This is a genomic window from Delftia sp. DT-2 (assembly GCF_028401915.1).
In the GTDB taxonomy this organism is placed as follows: domain Bacteria; phylum Pseudomonadota; class Gammaproteobacteria; order Burkholderiales; family Burkholderiaceae_C; genus Comamonas; species Comamonas tsuruhatensis.
The window spans coordinates 160047-176048 of the sequence record NZ_JAQOTI010000008.1; the positions used below are offsets into that span (position 1 = coordinate 160047).

Here is a 16002-nt window from a genome sequence, read left to right on the forward strand (position 1 = left end):
TCAGCGCACCGCGCTGCGCAGTGCCAGAAAGCGGCGCGGCGAGGTGCCCACGGCCTTGCGGAACATGGTCACGAAGGCCGGTGCGCTTTCGTATCCCAGGGCATCGGCCACGGTCTGGATGCGCAGCCCCTGGGACAGCTGCTGCAGCGCGGTGAGCACATGCAGCTGGCGGCGCCACTGGTTGACGGTGAGGCCGGTCTCGGCCAGGAACAGCCGCGTCATGCTGCGCTCGCTCATGCCGATGCGCTGGGCCCAGTCGGCCAGCCGCGCCTGCAGCTGGGGCTGCTCGCACAGGGCGCCGGTCATGCGGCGCAGGCGGCGGTCGCGCGGCAGGGGCAGGTGCAGGCCCTCGGGCTGCGCGTTCTGGATTTCATCGAGCAGGACCTGCATGAGCCGGCCATCGCCGCTGTCGGGCTCGTAGTCCTGCGGCAGGCCCTGCACGCGCTCCAGCAGGGCATGCAGAAAGGGCGAGACGGCCAGCGCATGGCAGGGGCCGGGCGCGGGGCGCGCCGCGCCGGATTCCACAAAGACGATATGGCCGCTGGCCGCACCGCTGCAGCTGACGCGGTGCAGCGTGCCGCCCGGAATCCAGGCGGCGCTGCGCGGCGGCACCACGCAGACGCCGGCCTCGGTCTCCAGCGTGATCAGGCCCGCATTGGTGACCATGAGCTGGCTCTTGCGGTGGGCATGGAAGTCCATTGCCCAGTCACCCGGGCCCGAGCGCATCGGCAGGACGATCACGGGACGGTCCACATGGTCGGGATCCCACCTCTCGGGCAGGACTTTGAGCAGGGCGGAATCCACGGCATTCATGGTGTTTCTCTCAGTTCATGTCAATCGGTCATCAATCGGACCCGAGCAGCTCCCGTGCACGCTGCTGCGCCTCCTCGGGGGAGGCCACCAGCAGCATGGGATAGCCCCAGGCCTTGCCGAACATCTGTGCGAAGGCCTCGGCCTCGGCGCGCTTGTGCGCATCGGGCTCGGCGTGGACCAGGGCGCGCACCAGGCTTTTGAGCTCGGGGCGGCGGGCCTTCATCCACAGCACGACCTGCTTGCGCTCCTCGGGTGAGCGCTCCTCCTGGGCCATGTCGCCGTCGCTGAAGAAGACAAAGGCCTGGCCGCGGGCCAGCAGGGCCGAGAAGTCCTCCAGCAAGCGGTCCACGGGCACGGCCTTGTCGCGCTCGTAGCCCATGCGGACCAGGGGAAAGCTGCTGCTGTCGATGTACATGGAAACCTCCGGCCGATGCCATTCAATACAAATGAGACCCATTACTGTATGAATGAACGGCAGCTGCGTCATTGCAGCACTCGGCCAAAGAATTTCGCAGTCCGGCCAGGACGCTCGCATGGGCGGTACAGACCCGGTTGCCCTGTTCCTGCGCTTTCGCTCAGAATGGCCGCATTCTTCGAGTTCAAGTGAACTTGAAGTCAAGCCACGAAGGAAAGCCACCATGAAAACCGAGGATGATCCGCTGCTCAGCATCGGCGACGTGGCGCAGCGCAGCGGGGTCAAGGCCTCGGCGCTGCGCTTTTACGAGTCGCTGAACCTGATCGAGTCCGTGCGCAGCGCCAGCGGCCACCGGCGCTACCACCGCTCGTCGCTGCGGCGCATCGCCTTCGTGGTGTTCGCCCAGCGCATCGGCTTCACGCTGGAGGAGATCGCCGAGCAGTTGGCCAAGCTGCCCAGCCGCCATGTCCCCACGGGCGGGGACTGGCAGAAGATGTCGCGGGTCTGGAAGCAGCGGCTGGACGACCGCATAGGCGAGCTGCAGCGGCTCAGCGAGAGCCTGGACCAGTGCATTGGCTGCGGCTGCCTCTCGCTGCGCCACTGCGTGCTGCACAACCCCGGCGACCTGTGCGCACAGAACGGCCCCGGGCCACGCCGCTGGCTGGGCGACCCGCCGCCCGTGGCCATGGGCGGGCCCTGCCCGGGCCACTGCCACGACGAAGGCTGATCAGGACACGCGCCGTGTCGTGACGAAGTCCAGCGGCAAGCGCTGGTGGCAGCCCGCCACCCCGACCGCGCCCGTGCTGGAGAAGACCGGCCAGCGGCGGCGGCCATTCCGTCATATAGATCCATGCCTGCATTCAGAAAAAAAATTAAGCAGCCACATGGAACTTCAAATTCATTTACTTACATTTATAAGATTATTCTGAAGAAGTCCTCATGATCGATTGATCTCAATCTTGTCTATGATCCCTTCCATCGAAAAGACCAGGTAGGTCGCCCATCGAAGGCAGTTCATAAAATGGAATGCCGATTCAGTACAGTGCAAACCATTAAATCGAGGATTGACGGCTGAGGCGAGGCGCGAAGCAGCAACGTATCAATGGTTTTTCAGCGGCTCTAAGAAAAGAAATCTTTATGGCTACCAAACGTCCGGCCTTCAGCCAAGCATGGCATGCCTTCATGGCAGTGCGCATTCCCGTTAAAGAGGTCGGCCGAAAGATCGGCGGCATGGTTCAAAAGAACACCGAGCTCGACCCAAAGCTTGGAGGCTTTGAGAATGCCTGTCCGATCCGGATGAGCTATGTGCTCAACATGACGGGATTTCCAATTCCGAAGGGCAGCACCTACAAAACCGTGAGTGGGGCTGACGGTAGACAGTACATGTACAGAGTGGCAGAAATGATGGCGTATTTGGAAAAGACTTTTGGCAAGGCTGAAAAAACCGTGCGTTCGCCGAAGACGACCGACTTTATTGGTATGAAGGGAATCATCGTCGTCAAGGGCCACGGATGGGGCAATGCAATCGGCCATGTGACCCTATGGAACGGCACGGAATGCTCTGACACTTGCCACTTGATGTCGGACCCTGACAACGGCACGTTCGTGCCCGACATTGCATCCATTTGGGTATTGCCATGAAGCCCTCAGTCCTGCTATGGGTCTTGGCTGGTATCGCTTGCGCAACGGTGCAGGCGCAGACGCTCCCGCAAACAAGCAAGTACAGCCAGAAGACCCTTCTGAAGAATTGGGCGCTCAGCATTTGCTTGGCGCAAGTGGCTCAGGACGAGCGCACTGCCAGGGACGCCGGGTCCACCGCCGGAGCCTACCTGGAATTTGGTCAACAAGACTTGGCCGTGTATGACGACCTCCGGGCTCTGGTTGCCAAGTATGTTGCCCTGAAATACGGCGGTTCAGTGCCCTCGGAATTCAACACAATGAAGTGCATTGACCTGTTTCACAGCAAGGAGCTAGACCGGATCACCTCCAAGGCAGTGAAGACTGTAAGGGTCAGGTAGGCCGGGACACAGAAAGGGCCAGCCGGTCAACGCTGCAAGGCAAAACGCCCAAGCAGACGATGAATATCTGCGGCCCCGGCGCGGCGCCGTGTCAGGTCGGCTTGCGCACGAAGTCCAGCACCGCCTGCAGCATGCGCTGCAGCGTGGGCTGGATCTGTTCGGCGCGCTCGGGCAGGTAGTCGAAGGGCAGCGCTTCCTGCATGTAGCTGCACTGCGTCATCTCCAGCTGCACGGCGTGGATGCCGGCCTCGGGCTGGCCGTAGTGGCGCGTGATGTAGCCGCCCGTGAAGCGGCCGTTGAGTATGGCGGTGTGGCCCGGCGCGGTCTGCGCAATGGCCAGCAGATGCTCGGCCAGTTCCAGCGCGCAGCTCGTGCCCTTGCCGGTGCCCAGGTTCAGGTCGGGCAGCTTGCCTTCGAAGAAACGCGGCAGCACCGAGCGGATGGAGTGCGCGTCCCACAGCGCCACGGTGCCGTGCACGGCCTTGAGGCGGTCCAGTTCGGCGCGCAGCTGTGCGTGGTACGGGCCCCAGATGGCCTCGCGGCGCGCGGCGATCTCGGCGTCTGCGGGCACATCGGCCGGGTCGGCGTACAGCGGCGTGTCGTCGAAGGTGTCCACGGGGCACAGGCCGGTGACGCTCTGGCCCGGGTAGAGGCTGGCGCCATCGGGCGGACGGTTCAGGTCCACCACATAGCGCGAATGCGTGGCCACGAGGATGGAGGCGCCCATGGCCCTGGCGAACTCGTACAGGCGCGGCAGGTGCCAGTCGGTGTCGGGCACGTGGCGGGCTTCCTCGGTCAGGCGCGCGGCGATGTCGGGCGGCACATGGGTGCCCGCATGCGGCATGGAGATCAGCAGCGGCGCCGTGCCCTGGTGGAAGACGAAGGGAGGGGGAGCGGTATCGGTCATGGCGTGATTCTGGAACGTTTCTGGCGGGTTTCGCGGGCCCATGGCATGCGGGGGCCTCAGGATTGCAGGGTGGCCGCGCGGGCCGCGACAAAGCCATGGGCTGCCGCCTCGTGCAGCGCATGCCGTCCCGCCTGCACGCGGCGCTCGCCCCCCACCCACAGGCTGTGCAGCGCGCTGCTGCGGTGGCTGCCGAAGACATGGGCCGAGACCATGGCCTGCACCGGCAGGCCGGCCAGCGCCACATGGTCTGCGTCCAGCGCCAGGAAGTCGGCCTGCTGGCCCACGGCCAGCCCGGCCACGGGGCGGCCTGCGGCCTGGGCCCCCCCCTGCACGGCGGCGGTCCACAGCGCGGTGCCCACCTGCGGGTCGGGGCCGGCCAGCACGTTGCGCTGGCGCAGCGACAGGCGCTGGCTGTATTCGAGCATCAGCAGTTCCTCGGCCGCGTTGACGCAGGCATGGCTGTCCGAGCCCACGCCCCAGGCGCCGCCGTGGCCCAGCCATTGCGGCATGTCGAAGATGCCATCGCCCAGGTTGGCCTCGGTGGTGGGGCAGATGCCGGCCACGGCGCCGCTGCGCGCGGCGCCCGCGTATTCGCCGGGCGTCATGTGGGTGGCGTGGACCAGGCACCAGCGTGCGTCCACGGGGGCGTGCTCCAGCAGCCATTGCACGGGGCGCTGGCCGCTCCAGGCCAGGCAGTCGTCCACCTCCTGGGTCTGCTCGGCAATGTGGATGTGGAGGGGCGCGCGCGCGTCCAGCGCCGTCAGGCCCTCCACGGCCACGCGCAGGCTGTCGGGCGGCACGGCGCGCAGCGAGTGGGGCGCCAGGCCCAGGGCCGCGCCTTGTGCGCGCGCCTCGGGCAGCAGGCGCTGCAGCAGGGCCAGCATGTTGTCGGTGCTGCGGATGAAGCGCGCCTGGTCGGCGCGCGGCGGCTTGCCGCCGAAGCCGCTGGTCTGGTAGAGCACGGGCAGCAGGGTGATGCCCATGCCGGCCTTGCGCGCGGCGCGCAGCAGGGCCAGGGACAGCGTGGCGTCGTCGGCGTAGGGCCGGCCATCCCGGTCGTGGTGCACGTAGTGGAATTCGCAGACCGAGGTGTAGCCGGCCTCCAGCATCTCCACGTACAGCCAGGTGGCGATGGCCTCCAGCGACTCGGGCGTGATGCGCGCGGCAAAGCGGTACATGAGGTCGCGCCAGCTCCAGAAGCTGTCCTGGGCCTCGGCGCGGTATTCGGTCAGGCCTGCAAAGGCGCGCTGGAAGGCATGCGAGTGCAGGTTGGGCATGCCGGGCAGCACGGGGCCGGGCGCGCGCGGCGCGCTGCCGGGCGGGGCGTCGGCCTGTACGGCCAGCAGGCGCCCTGCGCCATCCCAGCGCAGCAGCACATTGCGCGCCCAGCCCGTGGGCAGCAGCGCGTGCTCGGCGAACAGCGTGCGGCTGTCGGAAGTCTGGTCGATGCCGCTCATTGCCCGGCCTCCAGGATCTCGGCCAGCGCGCGCACGAAGCGAGCGTTGTCGGCCTCCGTGCCCACGGAGACGCGAATGAAGTGCTCGAAGCCCGGCTCCTTCCAGGGCTTGACGATCAGGCCCCGGGCCAGCAATGCCTCATTCACGGGACCGTTGGGACGGCCGATATCGATGAACAGGAAGTTGGCCGCCGAAGGCGCTATCCGAAGTGCGGGCAGTGCAGGCAGGGCGGCCAGCCGCTGCGCCAGCACATCGCGCAGGCGCACGGTCTCGGCCACGCCGCGCTGCATGAAGTCCTCGTCGCCCCAGGCCGCCAGCGCCGCCGCCTGGGCGGCCTGGTTGACGTTGAAGGGCGTGCGCACGCGGTCCAGCAGTTGCACCAGGGCCGCGTCGCTGGCCAGTCCGTAGCCCACGCGCAGGCCCGCCAGGCCCCAGGCCTTGGAGAAGGTGCGCAGCACGATCCAGGGCATGGCGCGGCCGCGCAGCAGGGCCAGCACGTCGGGGTAGCCTTCTGCGTGCAGGGCGTACTCGTAGTAGGCCTCGTCCACCACCAGCAGGGTCTGCGGCGGCGTGGCGTCCAGCAGGCGCGCGAAATCGCGGGCGCTGAACATGCAGCCCACGGGATTGGAGGGATTGGCCAGCATGGCGATCTTGGGGCCGCGCGCCAGCGCCTGGCACCAGGCATCGACATCGAAGCCCAGCGCGGGCGTCAGCTCCAGCAGCTCGACGCGGGCGCCCATCATGCGCGGGTAGATCTCGTGCAGGCCGAAGGCCGGGCGCTGGGTGAGCACGCGGTCGCCGGGCGAGAGAAACGCCTGGCAGAGCATCTGCAGGATGTCCTCGGAGCCGTTGCCCACGGCAATGGCCTCGGCCGGCACGCCGGTGCGCGCCGCGATGGCCGCGCGCAGCGCCGTGCATTGCGCATCGGGATAGGTGCCCACGTGCAGGGCCAGGTCGGCCAGGGCGCGGGCCACGGCGGGGCTGGCGCCAAAGGGGTTCTCGTTGCTCGCCAGCCGCGCGATCTCGGTGACGCCGTAGCGCGCCCGCACGGCCTCGGAGGACAGGCCTGCGTTGTAGGGCGGCAGCGGCGGCACTTCGGGGCGTGCCAGGGTGTGGATCGCGTGGAGGGCGGGAGCGTTCATAGGTCGAATACCTTGCCGGGGTTGAACAGATGCAGGGGGTCCAGCGCCTGCTTGATGGCGCGCATGACGGCCAGTTCGGCCGGGGTGCGGCTGGCGCCGAGATAGGGCTTCTTGTGCAGGCCGATGCCGTGCTCGGCCGAGACGCTGCCGCCGAACTCGCCGACCAGGTGGTACAGCGCGGCCTCGACGCCTTCGCAGTCGCCGTTGGCGGTGGCACCGTCCACCGAGACATGCAGGTTGCCGTCGCCCACGTGGCCGAAGAACAGCGTGTGGTGGCCGGGCCAGCGCGCGTCGAATGCGGCGCGGCAGGCATCGGCGAAGCGGCCGATGTTGGCCTGGGGCAGGCTGACGTCGAAGTTGACGGGCGGATGCATGTTCGTGTTGAGCTCGGCCGGCGCCTCGCGCAGCTTCCACAGCTGGCGCGCCTGTGCCACGGACTGGGCGATGACGGCATCGGCCACCTCGCCGGCCTCCATGGCCTCGCCCAGGGCCTCTTCCACGTCGGCGCGCAGCGTGGCCTCGTCCTTGCCGTCCACATCGATCAGGGCCAGCAGCGCATGCGCCTGGCCAAAGGGCGGCTGCAGCTTCTGCCAGCGGATGGAGGCCTGGATGAAGCTGTCCCACATCAGCTCGAAGGCCGCCACGCCGTTGCCAAAGCGCGATTGCATGCGCGCGAGCACGGACAGCGCCGCATCGAAGTCCGGCACGGCCACCAGGGCCGTGGCGCGGGCCTGTGGCGCGGGACGCAGGCGCAGCAGCACGCGCGTGACGATGCCCAGCGTGCCCTCCGAGCCGATGAAGAACTGCTTGAGGTCGTAGCCCGTGTTGTTCTTGAGCATGGGGCGCAGCATGGGCAGCACCGTGCCGTCGGCCAGCACCACCTCCAGGCCCAGCACCTGCTCGCGCATCATGCCGTGCTGCAGCACGCCGTTGCCGCCCGCATTGGTGGCCACGTTGCCGCCGATCTGGCAGCTGCCGCGCGCGCCCAGGTCCACGCCGAAGACCATGCCTGCGGCCACGGCCGCCTCCTGCACGGCCTGCAGCGTGGCGCCGGCCTGCACGGTCATCAGCGCGGTGCGCGCGTTCACGTCCTCGATGGCATTCATGCGCTCCATGGAGACGGCCACGGCACCCGCCACGGGCACGGCCGCACCGGCCAGGCCCGTGAGCCCGCCCTGGGGCACGACAGGCACGCGGTGGGCCGTGCACAGGCGCATGAGCGCGCTGACCTCGTCGGTGCTGCGCGGGCGCACCAGGGCCAGCGGGCGCTGGGGCGGCGTGCCGCTCCAGTCGGTGTGGTAGCGCTCGGGCACATCGTCGCCGCGCTGCGCCACTTCGGCGCCCAGGGTGGAAATCAATTCATCGAGAAACAGTGCATGGGGCATGGGACAGGCTTTCAGTGGCTCCCCTGCCCGCGGGTCCGCACGATGCGGCCCTGTCGCACGATGGTGCAGTCAGGCTTGCTGCCGAACCAGTAGGCCAGCTCGGCCGCATGGCGCACGGGCCAGAGCACGAAGTGGGCGGGACGGCCGGCCGCGATCAGGCCATGCTCGTCCTGCAGGCCCAGGGCGCTCGCGGCATGGCGGGTGATGCCCGCCAGGGCCTCGGGCACGGTGAGCCGGAACAGGGTGCAGGCCATGTTGGCCATGAGCAAAAGGCTCAGGCAGGGGGAGGTGCCCGGATTGTGATCGGTAGAGACGGCCATGGGAACGCCCGCGGCGCGCAGGCCCGCGATGGGCGGCATGTGGGTGTCACGCAGCGTGTAGTAGGCGCCGGGCAGCAGCACGGCCACGGAACCCGCGCCGCGCATGGCGGCAATGCCGGATTCGGACAGGTGCTCGATGTGGTCGCAGGACAGCGCGCCATAGCGGGCCGCGAGGGCCGCCCCCTCCATGTTCGACAGCTGCTCGGCATGCAGCTTGACGGGCAGGCCCAGGCGGCGTGCGGCCTGGAAGACCTGCTCGGTCTCGGCCAGCGAGAAGGCGATGCGCTCGCAGAACACATCGACCGCATCGACCAGGCCCTCGGCCGCCAGCGCGGGCAGCATGGTGCCGGCGACCAGGTCGATGTAGTCCTGGCTGCGCCCTGCGTACTCGGGCGGCAGCGCATGCGCGCCCAGGAAGGTGGTGCGCACGGTCACGCCCAGGGCCTGGCCCAGGCGCCGGGCCACGCGCAGCTGCTTGCGCTCGTGCTCCAGCGCCAGGCCGTAGCCCGACTTGATCTCGATGGCGCAGACGCCCTCGTCCAGCAGCTGCTGCAGGCGCGGCAGGGCCTGGGCGAACAGCTCGTCCTCGCTGGCCTCGCGCGTGGCACGCACGCTGGAGACGATGCCGCCGCCGGCGCGTGCCACTTCCTCGTAGCTGGCGCCGTCCAGGCGCATGGCGAATTCGTTGGCGCGCTCGCCGCCATAGACCAGGTGGGTGTGGCAATCGACCAGGCCCGGCGTGGCCAGCATGCCCTGGCCGTCATGGCGCGGCAGGGACGCATATGCGGGCGGCAGGGCCTGCTGCGGCCCCACCCAGGCCACGCGGCCCTGCTGCACCACGATGCAGGCATCCTCCCCGTCATCCACGGCCTGGCCGGCCTCGAACATGTCAGGCGCCAGGCGCAGGTTCTGCCAGCAGCCGTCGGCCGAGGAGGATGGAGCGAGTGCGGAAGCAGGTGCAGAAGCGGATGCAGAAGCGGGTGCGTGGGGCTCGGTCATGGGGTGAGTCCTTGGATGTCGTGGTTCGTCAGCAGGCTTGCAGCAGCACCTGCACCAGCCGCGCGTCGTCGGTCTGCGGCACCAGCTGCTGCGGGTCGGGCTGCTGCGCGCTCCACCACATGCCCTGGCCGGGGATGAGCGCAGCGCCATCCGCCTGCCAGTTGCCCTGCAGCACCATGCACAGGCCGGCGTCGGCGCGGCCGGCGTCGGCAGCGCTGTCCAGCACCTGGACCTGCGCCCGCCACCGGCCGCGCCGTGCCATCACGTTGAAGTCGGTGGAAGTGCCGCCCAGCAGCGAGCAGCCCAGCGCCACATCGCCGGAGAAGGCAAACGGCTGCCAGCGCGCGTCCAGCACATGGTCGATGCCTTCGCCGCGCAGGTGCACGCCGTCGCCATCGAGCAGCATGATCTGCCGGTCCACGCCCGCAAAGGCCGAGAACGGGCCGGGCTGGTCAATGGTGGCCACGCTGATGCGCCAGCCAAAGGCCTCCATGCCCGCCCCGGGCGGCCAGCAGGCGATCTCGCGCGTGCTGCCGCCCCCGTTCTTCCAGGGGCTGGCGGCGATCTGGTTCAGGTCGAAATGCTGCATGGCCGTGGTGTCCTGCAAGCGGCTCACTTGACCATGGGCAGGTTCAGCTGATGGCGCTTGGCCGCAGCCACGGCAATGTCGTAGCCCGCATCCGCATGGCGCATCACGCCGGTGGCCGGATCGTTCCAGAGCACGCGGCCCAGGCGGGCGGCGGCCTCGTCCGTACCGTCGGCCACGATGACCACGCCCGCATGCTGGGAGTAGCCCATGCCCACGCCGCCGCCGTGGTGCAGGCTGACCCAGGTGGCGCCGCCTGCGGTGTTGAGCAGGGCGTTGAGCAGCGGCCAGTCGCTGACGGCGTCCGTGCCGTCCTTCATGGATTCGGTCTCGCGGTTGGGGCTGGCCACCGAGCCGCAGTCCAGGTGGTCGCGGCCGATCACGATGGGGGCCTTGAGTTCGCCGTTCTTCACCATCTCGTTGAAGGCCAGGGCCGCCTTGTGGCGCTCGCCCAGGCCCAGCCAGCAGATGCGCGCGGGCAGGCCCTGGAAGCTGATGCGCTCGCGCGCCATGTCCAGCCAGCGGTGGGTGTGCTTGTTGTCGGGGAACAGTTCCTTGATCTTGGCGTCGGTCTTGTAGATGTCCTCGGGGTCGCCTGACAGGGCCACCCAGCGGAACGGGCCCTTACCTTCGCAGAACAGCGGCCGGATGTAGGCGGGCACGAAGCCGGGGAAGTCGAAGGCGTTCTTCACGCCCTGGTCCAGGGCCACCTGGCGGATGTTGTTGCCGTAGTCCACCGTGGGAATGCCCATGGCCTGGAAGTCCAGCATGGCCTGCACGTGCTGGGCGCAGCCCTGGGCGGCGGCGGCCTTGAGCTGGGCATGGCGCGACGGGTCTGCCGCGGCGGCACGCCACTCGTCCACGGTCCAGCCCACGGGCAGGTAGCCGTTGATCAGGTCATGGGCGGAGGTTTGGTCGGTCACGATGTCGGGGCGGGCGCCGCCGGCCTGGGCGCGGCGCACCAGCTCGGGCAGGATCTCGGCGGCATTGCCCAGCAGGCCGATGGAGATGGCCTCGCCCGCGGCCGTGTGCTGGGCGATGAGCTCCAGCGCGTGGTCGATGTCGCGCGCCTGCTTGTCCAGGTAGCGCGTGCGCAGGCGGAAGTCGATGCTGCTTTGCTGGCATTCGATGGCCAGCACGCAGGCGCCGGCCAGCACGCCGGCCAGGGGCTGGGCACCGCCCATGCCGCCCAGGCCCGCCGTGAGGATCCACTTGCCCGTGAGGTCGTTGTTGTAGTGCTGGCGACCGGCCTCGACGAAGGTCTCGAACGTGCCCTGCACGATGCCCTGGGCACCGATGTAGATCCAGCTGCCGGCCGTCATCTGGCCGTACATGAACAGGCCCTTCTGGTCGAGCTCGTTGAAGTGCTCCCAATTCGCCCACTGGGGAACGAGGTTGGAGTTGGCCAGCAGCACGCGCGGTGCGTTCTCGTGCGTCTTGAACACGCCCACGGGCTTGCCCGACTGGATCAGCAGCGACTCGTCGGCCTCCAGCTTTTTCAGCGACTCCAGGATCTGGTCATAGCACTCCCAGTTGCGCGCCGCGCGGCCGATGCCGCCGTAGACCACCAGGGCCTTGGGGTTCTCGGCCACGTCGGGGTCCAGGTTGTTCTGCAGCATGCGGTAGGCGGCCTCGGCCAGCCAGTTCTTGCAGTGCAGTTCGCTGCCGCGCGGGGCGCGGATGACGCGGCTGGCGTCATAGCGGGGATTGGTGGCAGCGGTGGCAGCGTTGGCGTTGAGGATGGCGTCGTTGGCGTTCATGGCGATCTCCTGGGTGCGTAGGGTGAGCGGTTGCAGGGTTCAGGCAGCCTGGTGGCTGGGCAGGTGGCGGACGATGGCCTGGGGCCAGTCCGTGGCAAGCGCCCACTGGCGCATGGTTTCGATGTCGGGTGCCAGGTAGCGGTCACGGTCCAGGTGCGGAACCTGGCTGCGGATCAGCGCGTACTGCGCCTCGATCAGCTCGGAGCTGTTCAGGCTGCGGTCGAAGTCCATGCCCTGGGCGGCGGCCATGGCTTCCACGCCCACGATGACGGCGGTGTTGCGCGCCATCTCGCCCAGGCGCCGCGCGCCGTAGGTGGCCATGGAGACATGGTCTTCCTGGTTGGCCGAGGTGGGCAGGCTGGTGACGCTGCTGGGATGGGCCAGGCACTGGTTCTCGGCAGCCAGGGCGGCGGCCGTGACCTGGGCGATCATGAAGCCCGAGTTCACGCCGCTGTCGGCGATCAGGAAGGCCGGCAGGCCCGACAGGCCGGTGTCCAGCAGCAGGGCCATGCGGCGCTCGGAGATGGCGCCGATCTCGGCCAGGGCCAGGGCGATGATGTCGGCCGCGAAGGCCACGGGCTCGGCGTGGAAGTTGCCGCCCGAGATCACGTCGCCGTTGTCGAAGACCAGCGGGTTGTCCGAGGCGGCATTGGCCTCGATCACCAGCACGCGGGCCGCATGGCTGAGGTTGTCCAGGCAGGCGCCCATGACCTGGGGCACGCAGCGGATGGAGTACGGGTCCTGCACGCGGCCGCAATGGGGGTGGGAGGTGTCGATGGCGCTGCCGTCCAGCAGCTCGCGCACGGCGGCGGCCACGGCGATCTGGCCAAGCTGGCCGCGCGCCTCATGGATGCGGGCGTCAAACGGCTTGACCGAGCCCTTGATGGCCTCCAGCGTCAGGCAGCCCGCCACCAGGCCGGCGGCAAACACGCTCTCGCCCTGGAACAGGCCCACCAGGGCCAGGGCCGTGGATACCTGGGTGCCGTTGAGCAGGGCCAGCCCTTCCTTGGGGCCGAGCACGAAGGGCTCCAGGCCCACGTGGCGCATGGCCTCGGCGCCGGACACCACCTGTCCATCGATCTTGGCCTGGCCTTCGCCGATCAGCACGCAGGCCAGGTGCGACAGCGGCGCCAGGTCGCCGGAGGCGCCCACCGAGCCCTTGGCAGGGATCACGGGCAACACGTCGGCGTTGGCCAGGGCCAGCAGCGCATCGACCAGCTCGGGGCGCACGCCCGAGTGGCCTCGCGCCAGGCTCACGGCCTTGGTGGCCAGCACCAGGCGCACCACGGCGTCAGGCAGCGGATCGCCCGTGCCCACGCTGTGCGACAGCACCAGGTTGCGCTGCAGCTCTGCCAGGCGGTCATGGGCGATCTTGGTGGAGGCCAGCTTGCCGAAGCCGGTGTTGATGCCATAGACGACCTGGTCCTCATCCACGATGTGCTGCACATGGGCCTGGGCGGCGCGCATGCGCTCGTAGGCGGGCGCCGCCATGGACAGGCGCACGCCGCCCTGCTGGATGGCCCGCAGCTGGGCCAGGCTGACCTGGCCGGGCTGCAGCGTCAGCGCGGTGCCGGGACGGGAGGTGAGGCCGGGAGTCGTGATGGTGTTCATGGTGATGCCCTGTCGGTGTCTGGAAGGATGTGCCAGGATGGATGTCTATGCCTGTCTATACAATATCAATCGAAGCGGAACAGCGCAAGAGCGGGAACCCCGCCTTTCCGGCCTCAGCCGTCGTGCGATCCGCCGTCGGTGCGAAAGCGGCTGCCCAGCCGGTAGCGCATGCCCGGATGCACGCAGTGCACCCAGGTCACGGGCGTGCCCAGGTACCAGGTGCGGCGCGTCAGCGTCAGGCAGGGCTGGTCGGTCTCCATCTGCAGCCAGCGCGCCTGCTCGGGCGTGGGCAGCATGGCGTCCACCACATGCTCGATCTGGTCGAAGGGCACGTTGCGCACCAGGTACACCGAAGGCTGGATCAGCGAGAAGTCCTGCTCCATGAAGTCCGGCGCCATGCGCGGGTTCACATGGCGGTCTTCCAGCTGCACGGGCACGTCGTTCTCGAAATGCACGCCCTGCAGGTGGAACACCGAGCTGCCGGCGGACAGCTGCAGCGAAGCCGCCGCCTCGGGCGAGGCCGACTCGCGGCGCACGCTGATCAGCTCGAAGCGGTGGTCATGGCCGCGCTGGCGGATTTCCTCGGCGATGTTGGCGATGCGCAGCAGCGTGGACTGCGGCTTTTCCTCGGCCACGAACGAGCCCACGCCCGCCACCCGCACGATCACGCCCTGCTCGGCCAGCTCGCGCAGCGCGCGGTTGGCCGTCATGCGGGCCACGCCGAACTCCTGCACCAGCTCCTGCTCGGACGGCACGCGCTCGCCGGCCGACAGCGAGCCATCGGCGATCTTGCGCATCACATGGTCCTTGACCTGCTGGTACAGGGCCATGGGCACCTCCGCCGTCGTTGCGGAAAGACGAGAAGCCGTGGAGCGGGAAGACATGGTGTGGGCAGTGGTCATGAAAAGCGTCAGTGTGCAGCAGCAGCCAGCGACTCTGCGCGAATCTCTTCGGTCAGCCGGGCTTTCAGCTCCATGAACTCGGGCGATGTCTTGACCGTGTAGTGGCGCGGATGCGGCAGGTTCACGGGAATGTCGGCCTTGATGCGGCCCGGCCGCGCGCTGAACACGGCCACGCGGTTGGCCATGAAGATGGCCTCGTCGATGTCGTGGGTGACGAACATCACGGTCTTGCGCTCGGCCTCCCAGATTCCCAGCAGCAGCTCCTGCATGAGCACGCGGGTCTGGTTGTCGAGTGCGCCGAAGGGCTCGTCCATGAGCAGGATCTTGGGATCGTTGGCCAGCGCGCGCGCAATGGCCGTGCGCTGCTGCATGCCGCCCGACAGCTGCTTGGGAAAGTGGTTCTCGAAGCCGCGCAGCCCCACCTTGGCGATGAAGTAGTCGCTGCGCTCCTTTTGCAGCGCCTCGCTCACGCCCTTCTCGCGCAGGCCGAAGCGGATGTTCTGGGCCACCGTCAGCCACGGGAACAGCGTGTAGCTCTGGAACACCATGCCGCGGTCGGCGCCCGGCCCGTCCACGGCGCGGCCGTCCAGCAGCACCTGGCCCGTGGTCGGGAAATCCAGCCCCGCCGCAATGCGCAGCATGGTGGACTTGCCGCAGCCCGAAGGGCCGAGGATGGTGACGAAGTCGTTCTCGCGGACCTCGAAATCCACAGGCAGCAAGGCCTGCGTGCTCGTGCCCTTGTGGCTGGTGAAGGTGCGCGAAACACCTTGAATGGACAGCAGATTCATCACAGGGTGCTCCACTCGAACATGCGACGGTTCAGCGATTTGAAGATGAAATCGGACACCAGGCCGATGAGGCCGATCACGATGATGCCGAAGATGATCTGGCCCGTGTTCAGCAGCGCCTGGCTGTCGGTGATCATGTGGCCGATGCCCGAGGACGAGCCGATCAGCTCGGCCACGATCACATAGGTCCAGGCCCAGCCCAGCACCAGGCGCAGCGTCTCGGCAATGCCGGGCGCGGCGCCCGGGATCAGCACGCGGCGCACCACGCCGGTGTTGGAGGCGCCCAGCGTGTAGGCGGCCTCCACCAGGTCCTTGCGTGCGCCGCCCACGGTGACGGCCACCATCAGCGTGATCTGGAACACCGAGCCGATGAAGATGACCAGCAGCTTCTGCGTCTCGCCCACGCCGGCCCACAGGATCAGCAGCGGGATGAAGGCCGAGGCCGGCAGGTAGCGGCAGAACGACACGAAGGGCTCGAAGAAGGCCTCGACCGGCTTCCAGGCGCCCATGGCGATGCCCAGGGGCACGGCCACGACCGAGGCCAGGATGAAGCCGCCCATCACGCGCCAGACCGTCATGCCGATGTCGTGCAGGAAGCCGTACTCGGTGAACAGCAGCACGCCCTCGCGCGCCATGGTCATGGGGCTGGCCAGGAAGGTCGGGGAGACGAAGCCGCCCAGCGTCACAGCCGCCCAGACGAGAAAGAACAGCACGAAGAAGGCCACACCCAGCACCCACTTGGCCGTGGGGCTGACGGGCTCCAGCGGCGCCATGCGGCGGCGGCGGACGGGGGCTGGCGCCGCGGCGGGCGCGGGAGCGTGCGGTGTGGCGTGGGTCATGGGCTTGTTAGCCGGCTGGACTGCGGAAGTGGATGCGGCTTGCATGGTCATCCCCTGGCG

The 16002-nt window shown here is 68.5% G+C and carries 16 protein-coding genes; 3 read left to right on the top strand and 13 right to left on the bottom strand.

The window, feature by feature from the left end; all coding sequences use genetic code 11:
• The gene (locus PO605_RS15955) at positions 1 to 813 is read right to left on the bottom strand and encodes an AraC family transcriptional regulator (protein ID WP_016447389.1); all 813 of its coding nucleotides are present in this window, start codon (positions 811 to 813) and stop codon (positions 1 to 3) included.
• A gap of 31 nt (positions 814 to 844) precedes the next feature.
• Positions 845 to 1228 (bottom strand): hypothetical protein, encoded by a 384-nt coding sequence (locus PO605_RS15960; protein WP_047473663.1) that lies wholly within the window; start codon positions 1226 to 1228, stop codon positions 845 to 847.
• 223 nt (positions 1229 to 1451) lie between these two features.
• Between PO605_RS15960 and soxR the strand changes: the two genes are divergently transcribed.
• The 3 genes from soxR to PO605_RS15975 all read left to right on the top strand — a co-directional run bounded on the left by soxR (position 1452) and on the right by PO605_RS15975 (position 3246).
• Positions 1452 to 1955, top strand: a complete 504-nt coding sequence (gene soxR / locus PO605_RS15965; protein WP_012202096.1) for a redox-sensitive transcriptional activator SoxR — start codon at positions 1452 to 1454, stop codon at positions 1953 to 1955.
• 410 nt (positions 1956 to 2365) lie between these two features.
• A complete protein-coding gene (locus PO605_RS15970; RefSeq protein ID WP_047473662.1) occupies positions 2366 to 2869 on the top strand; it encodes a type VI secretion system amidase effector protein Tae4 in 504 nt (167 codons plus the stop codon).
• A complete protein-coding gene (locus PO605_RS15975) occupies positions 2866 to 3246 on the top strand; it encodes a T6SS amidase immunity protein Tai4 family protein (protein WP_047473661.1) in 381 nt (126 codons plus the stop codon). The genes PO605_RS15970 and PO605_RS15975 overlap by 4 nt, the downstream gene beginning before the upstream one ends.
• A gap of 91 nt (positions 3247 to 3337) precedes the next feature.
• On the opposite strand, the gene hutG is transcribed toward PO605_RS15975, so the two are convergent.
• The 11 genes from hutG to PO605_RS16030 all read right to left on the bottom strand — a co-directional run bounded on the left by hutG (position 3338) and on the right by PO605_RS16030 (position 15987).
• Positions 3338 to 4195 (bottom strand): N-formylglutamate deformylase, encoded by an 858-nt coding sequence (gene hutG, locus PO605_RS15980; protein WP_082001600.1) that lies wholly within the window; start codon positions 4193 to 4195, stop codon positions 3338 to 3340.
• A gap of 14 nt (positions 4196 to 4209) precedes the next feature.
• Positions 4210 to 5610: a formimidoylglutamate deiminase gene (locus PO605_RS15985; protein ID WP_272206629.1), complete on the bottom strand. Its 1401-nt coding sequence runs from the start codon at positions 5608 to 5610 to the stop codon at positions 4210 to 4212.
• Positions 5607 to 6752, bottom strand: a complete 1146-nt coding sequence (locus PO605_RS15990) for a histidinol-phosphate transaminase (RefSeq protein ID WP_272206630.1) — start codon at positions 6750 to 6752, stop codon at positions 5607 to 5609. Before PO605_RS15990 ends, PO605_RS15985 begins: the two co-directional genes overlap by 4 nt.
• Positions 6749 to 8137: an FAD-binding oxidoreductase gene (locus PO605_RS15995; protein WP_047470623.1), complete on the bottom strand. Its 1389-nt coding sequence runs from the start codon at positions 8135 to 8137 to the stop codon at positions 6749 to 6751. The genes PO605_RS15990 and PO605_RS15995 overlap by 4 nt, the downstream gene beginning before the upstream one ends.
• Positions 8138 to 8148: 11 nt before the next feature.
• The gene (gene hutI, locus PO605_RS16000; protein WP_047470621.1) at positions 8149 to 9456 is read right to left on the bottom strand and encodes an imidazolonepropionase; all 1308 of its coding nucleotides are present in this window, start codon (positions 9454 to 9456) and stop codon (positions 8149 to 8151) included.
• Positions 9457 to 9484: 28 nt separating this feature from the next.
• Positions 9485 to 10045, bottom strand: a complete 561-nt coding sequence (locus PO605_RS16005; RefSeq protein WP_047470627.1) for a HutD/Ves family protein — start codon at positions 10043 to 10045, stop codon at positions 9485 to 9487.
• A gap of 23 nt (positions 10046 to 10068) precedes the next feature.
• The gene (gene hutU, locus PO605_RS16010) at positions 10069 to 11802 is read right to left on the bottom strand and encodes a urocanate hydratase (RefSeq protein WP_012202089.1); all 1734 of its coding nucleotides are present in this window, start codon (positions 11800 to 11802) and stop codon (positions 10069 to 10071) included.
• A gap of 39 nt (positions 11803 to 11841) precedes the next feature.
• A complete protein-coding gene (gene hutH, locus PO605_RS16015; RefSeq protein WP_047470618.1) occupies positions 11842 to 13413 on the bottom strand; it encodes a histidine ammonia-lyase in 1572 nt (523 codons plus the stop codon).
• A 113-nt stretch (positions 13414 to 13526) separates the two neighbouring features.
• Complete coding sequence (gene hutC / locus PO605_RS16020; protein ID WP_026062963.1) at positions 13527 to 14297, bottom strand: histidine utilization repressor; 771 nt, start codon at positions 14295 to 14297, stop codon at positions 13527 to 13529.
• 26 nt (positions 14298 to 14323) lie between these two features.
• Positions 14324 to 15103: an ABC transporter ATP-binding protein gene (locus PO605_RS16025; RefSeq protein WP_012202086.1), complete on the bottom strand. Its 780-nt coding sequence runs from the start codon at positions 15101 to 15103 to the stop codon at positions 14324 to 14326.
• Positions 15103 to 15987 carry an ABC transporter permease gene (locus PO605_RS16030; protein ID WP_016447378.1) on the bottom strand — a complete coding sequence of 295 codons (885 nt, stop codon included), beginning with the start codon at positions 15985 to 15987 and terminating at the stop codon, positions 15103 to 15105. Before PO605_RS16030 ends, PO605_RS16025 begins: the two co-directional genes overlap by 1 nt.
• Between the last annotated feature and the right edge of the window lie 15 nt (positions 15988 to 16002).

Bases quoted from the DNA above. Each gene is read 5' to 3' on its own strand.
- PO605_RS15990 (WP_272206630.1), bottom strand. From the start codon at position 6,752: ATGAACGCTCCCGCCCTCCACGCGATCCACACCCTGGCACGCCCCGAA.
- hutG (WP_082001600.1), bottom strand. From the start codon at position 4,195: ATGGGCCCGCGAAACCCGCCAGAAACGTTCCAGAATCACGCCATGACC.
- PO605_RS16025 (WP_012202086.1), bottom strand. From the start codon at position 15,103: ATGAATCTGCTGTCCATTCAAGGTGTTTCGCGCACCTTCACCAGCCAC.
- PO605_RS16005 (WP_047470627.1), bottom strand. From the start codon at position 10,045: ATGCAGCATTTCGACCTGAACCAGATCGCCGCCAGCCCCTGGAAGAAC.
- PO605_RS15955 (WP_016447389.1), bottom strand. From the start codon at position 813: ATGAATGCCGTGGATTCCGCCCTGCTCAAAGTCCTGCCCGAGAGGTGG.
- PO605_RS16030 (WP_016447378.1), bottom strand. From the start codon at position 15,987: ATGCAAGCCGCATCCACTTCCGCAGTCCAGCCGGCTAACAAGCCCATG.
- hutH (WP_047470618.1), bottom strand. From the start codon at position 13,413: ATGAACACCATCACGACTCCCGGCCTCACCTCCCGTCCCGGCACCGCG.
- PO605_RS15960 (WP_047473663.1), bottom strand. From the start codon at position 1,228: ATGTACATCGACAGCAGCAGCTTTCCCCTGGTCCGCATGGGCTACGAG.
- hutC (WP_026062963.1), bottom strand. From the start codon at position 14,297: ATGTCTTCCCGCTCCACGGCTTCTCGTCTTTCCGCAACGACGGCGGAG.
- PO605_RS15995 (WP_047470623.1), bottom strand. From the start codon at position 8,137: ATGCCCCATGCACTGTTTCTCGATGAATTGATTTCCACCCTGGGCGCC.
- hutI (WP_047470621.1), bottom strand. From the start codon at position 9,456: ATGACCGAGCCCCACGCACCCGCTTCTGCATCCGCTTCTGCACCTGCT.
- PO605_RS15975 (WP_047473661.1), top strand. From the start codon at position 2,866: ATGAAGCCCTCAGTCCTGCTATGGGTCTTGGCTGGTATCGCTTGCGCA.
- soxR (WP_012202096.1), top strand. From the start codon at position 1,452: ATGAAAACCGAGGATGATCCGCTGCTCAGCATCGGCGACGTGGCGCAG.
- PO605_RS15985 (WP_272206629.1), bottom strand. From the start codon at position 5,610: ATGAGCGGCATCGACCAGACTTCCGACAGCCGCACGCTGTTCGCCGAG.
- hutU (WP_012202089.1), bottom strand. From the start codon at position 11,802: ATGAACGCCAACGACGCCATCCTCAACGCCAACGCTGCCACCGCTGCC.
- PO605_RS15970 (WP_047473662.1), top strand. From the start codon at position 2,366: ATGGCTACCAAACGTCCGGCCTTCAGCCAAGCATGGCATGCCTTCATG.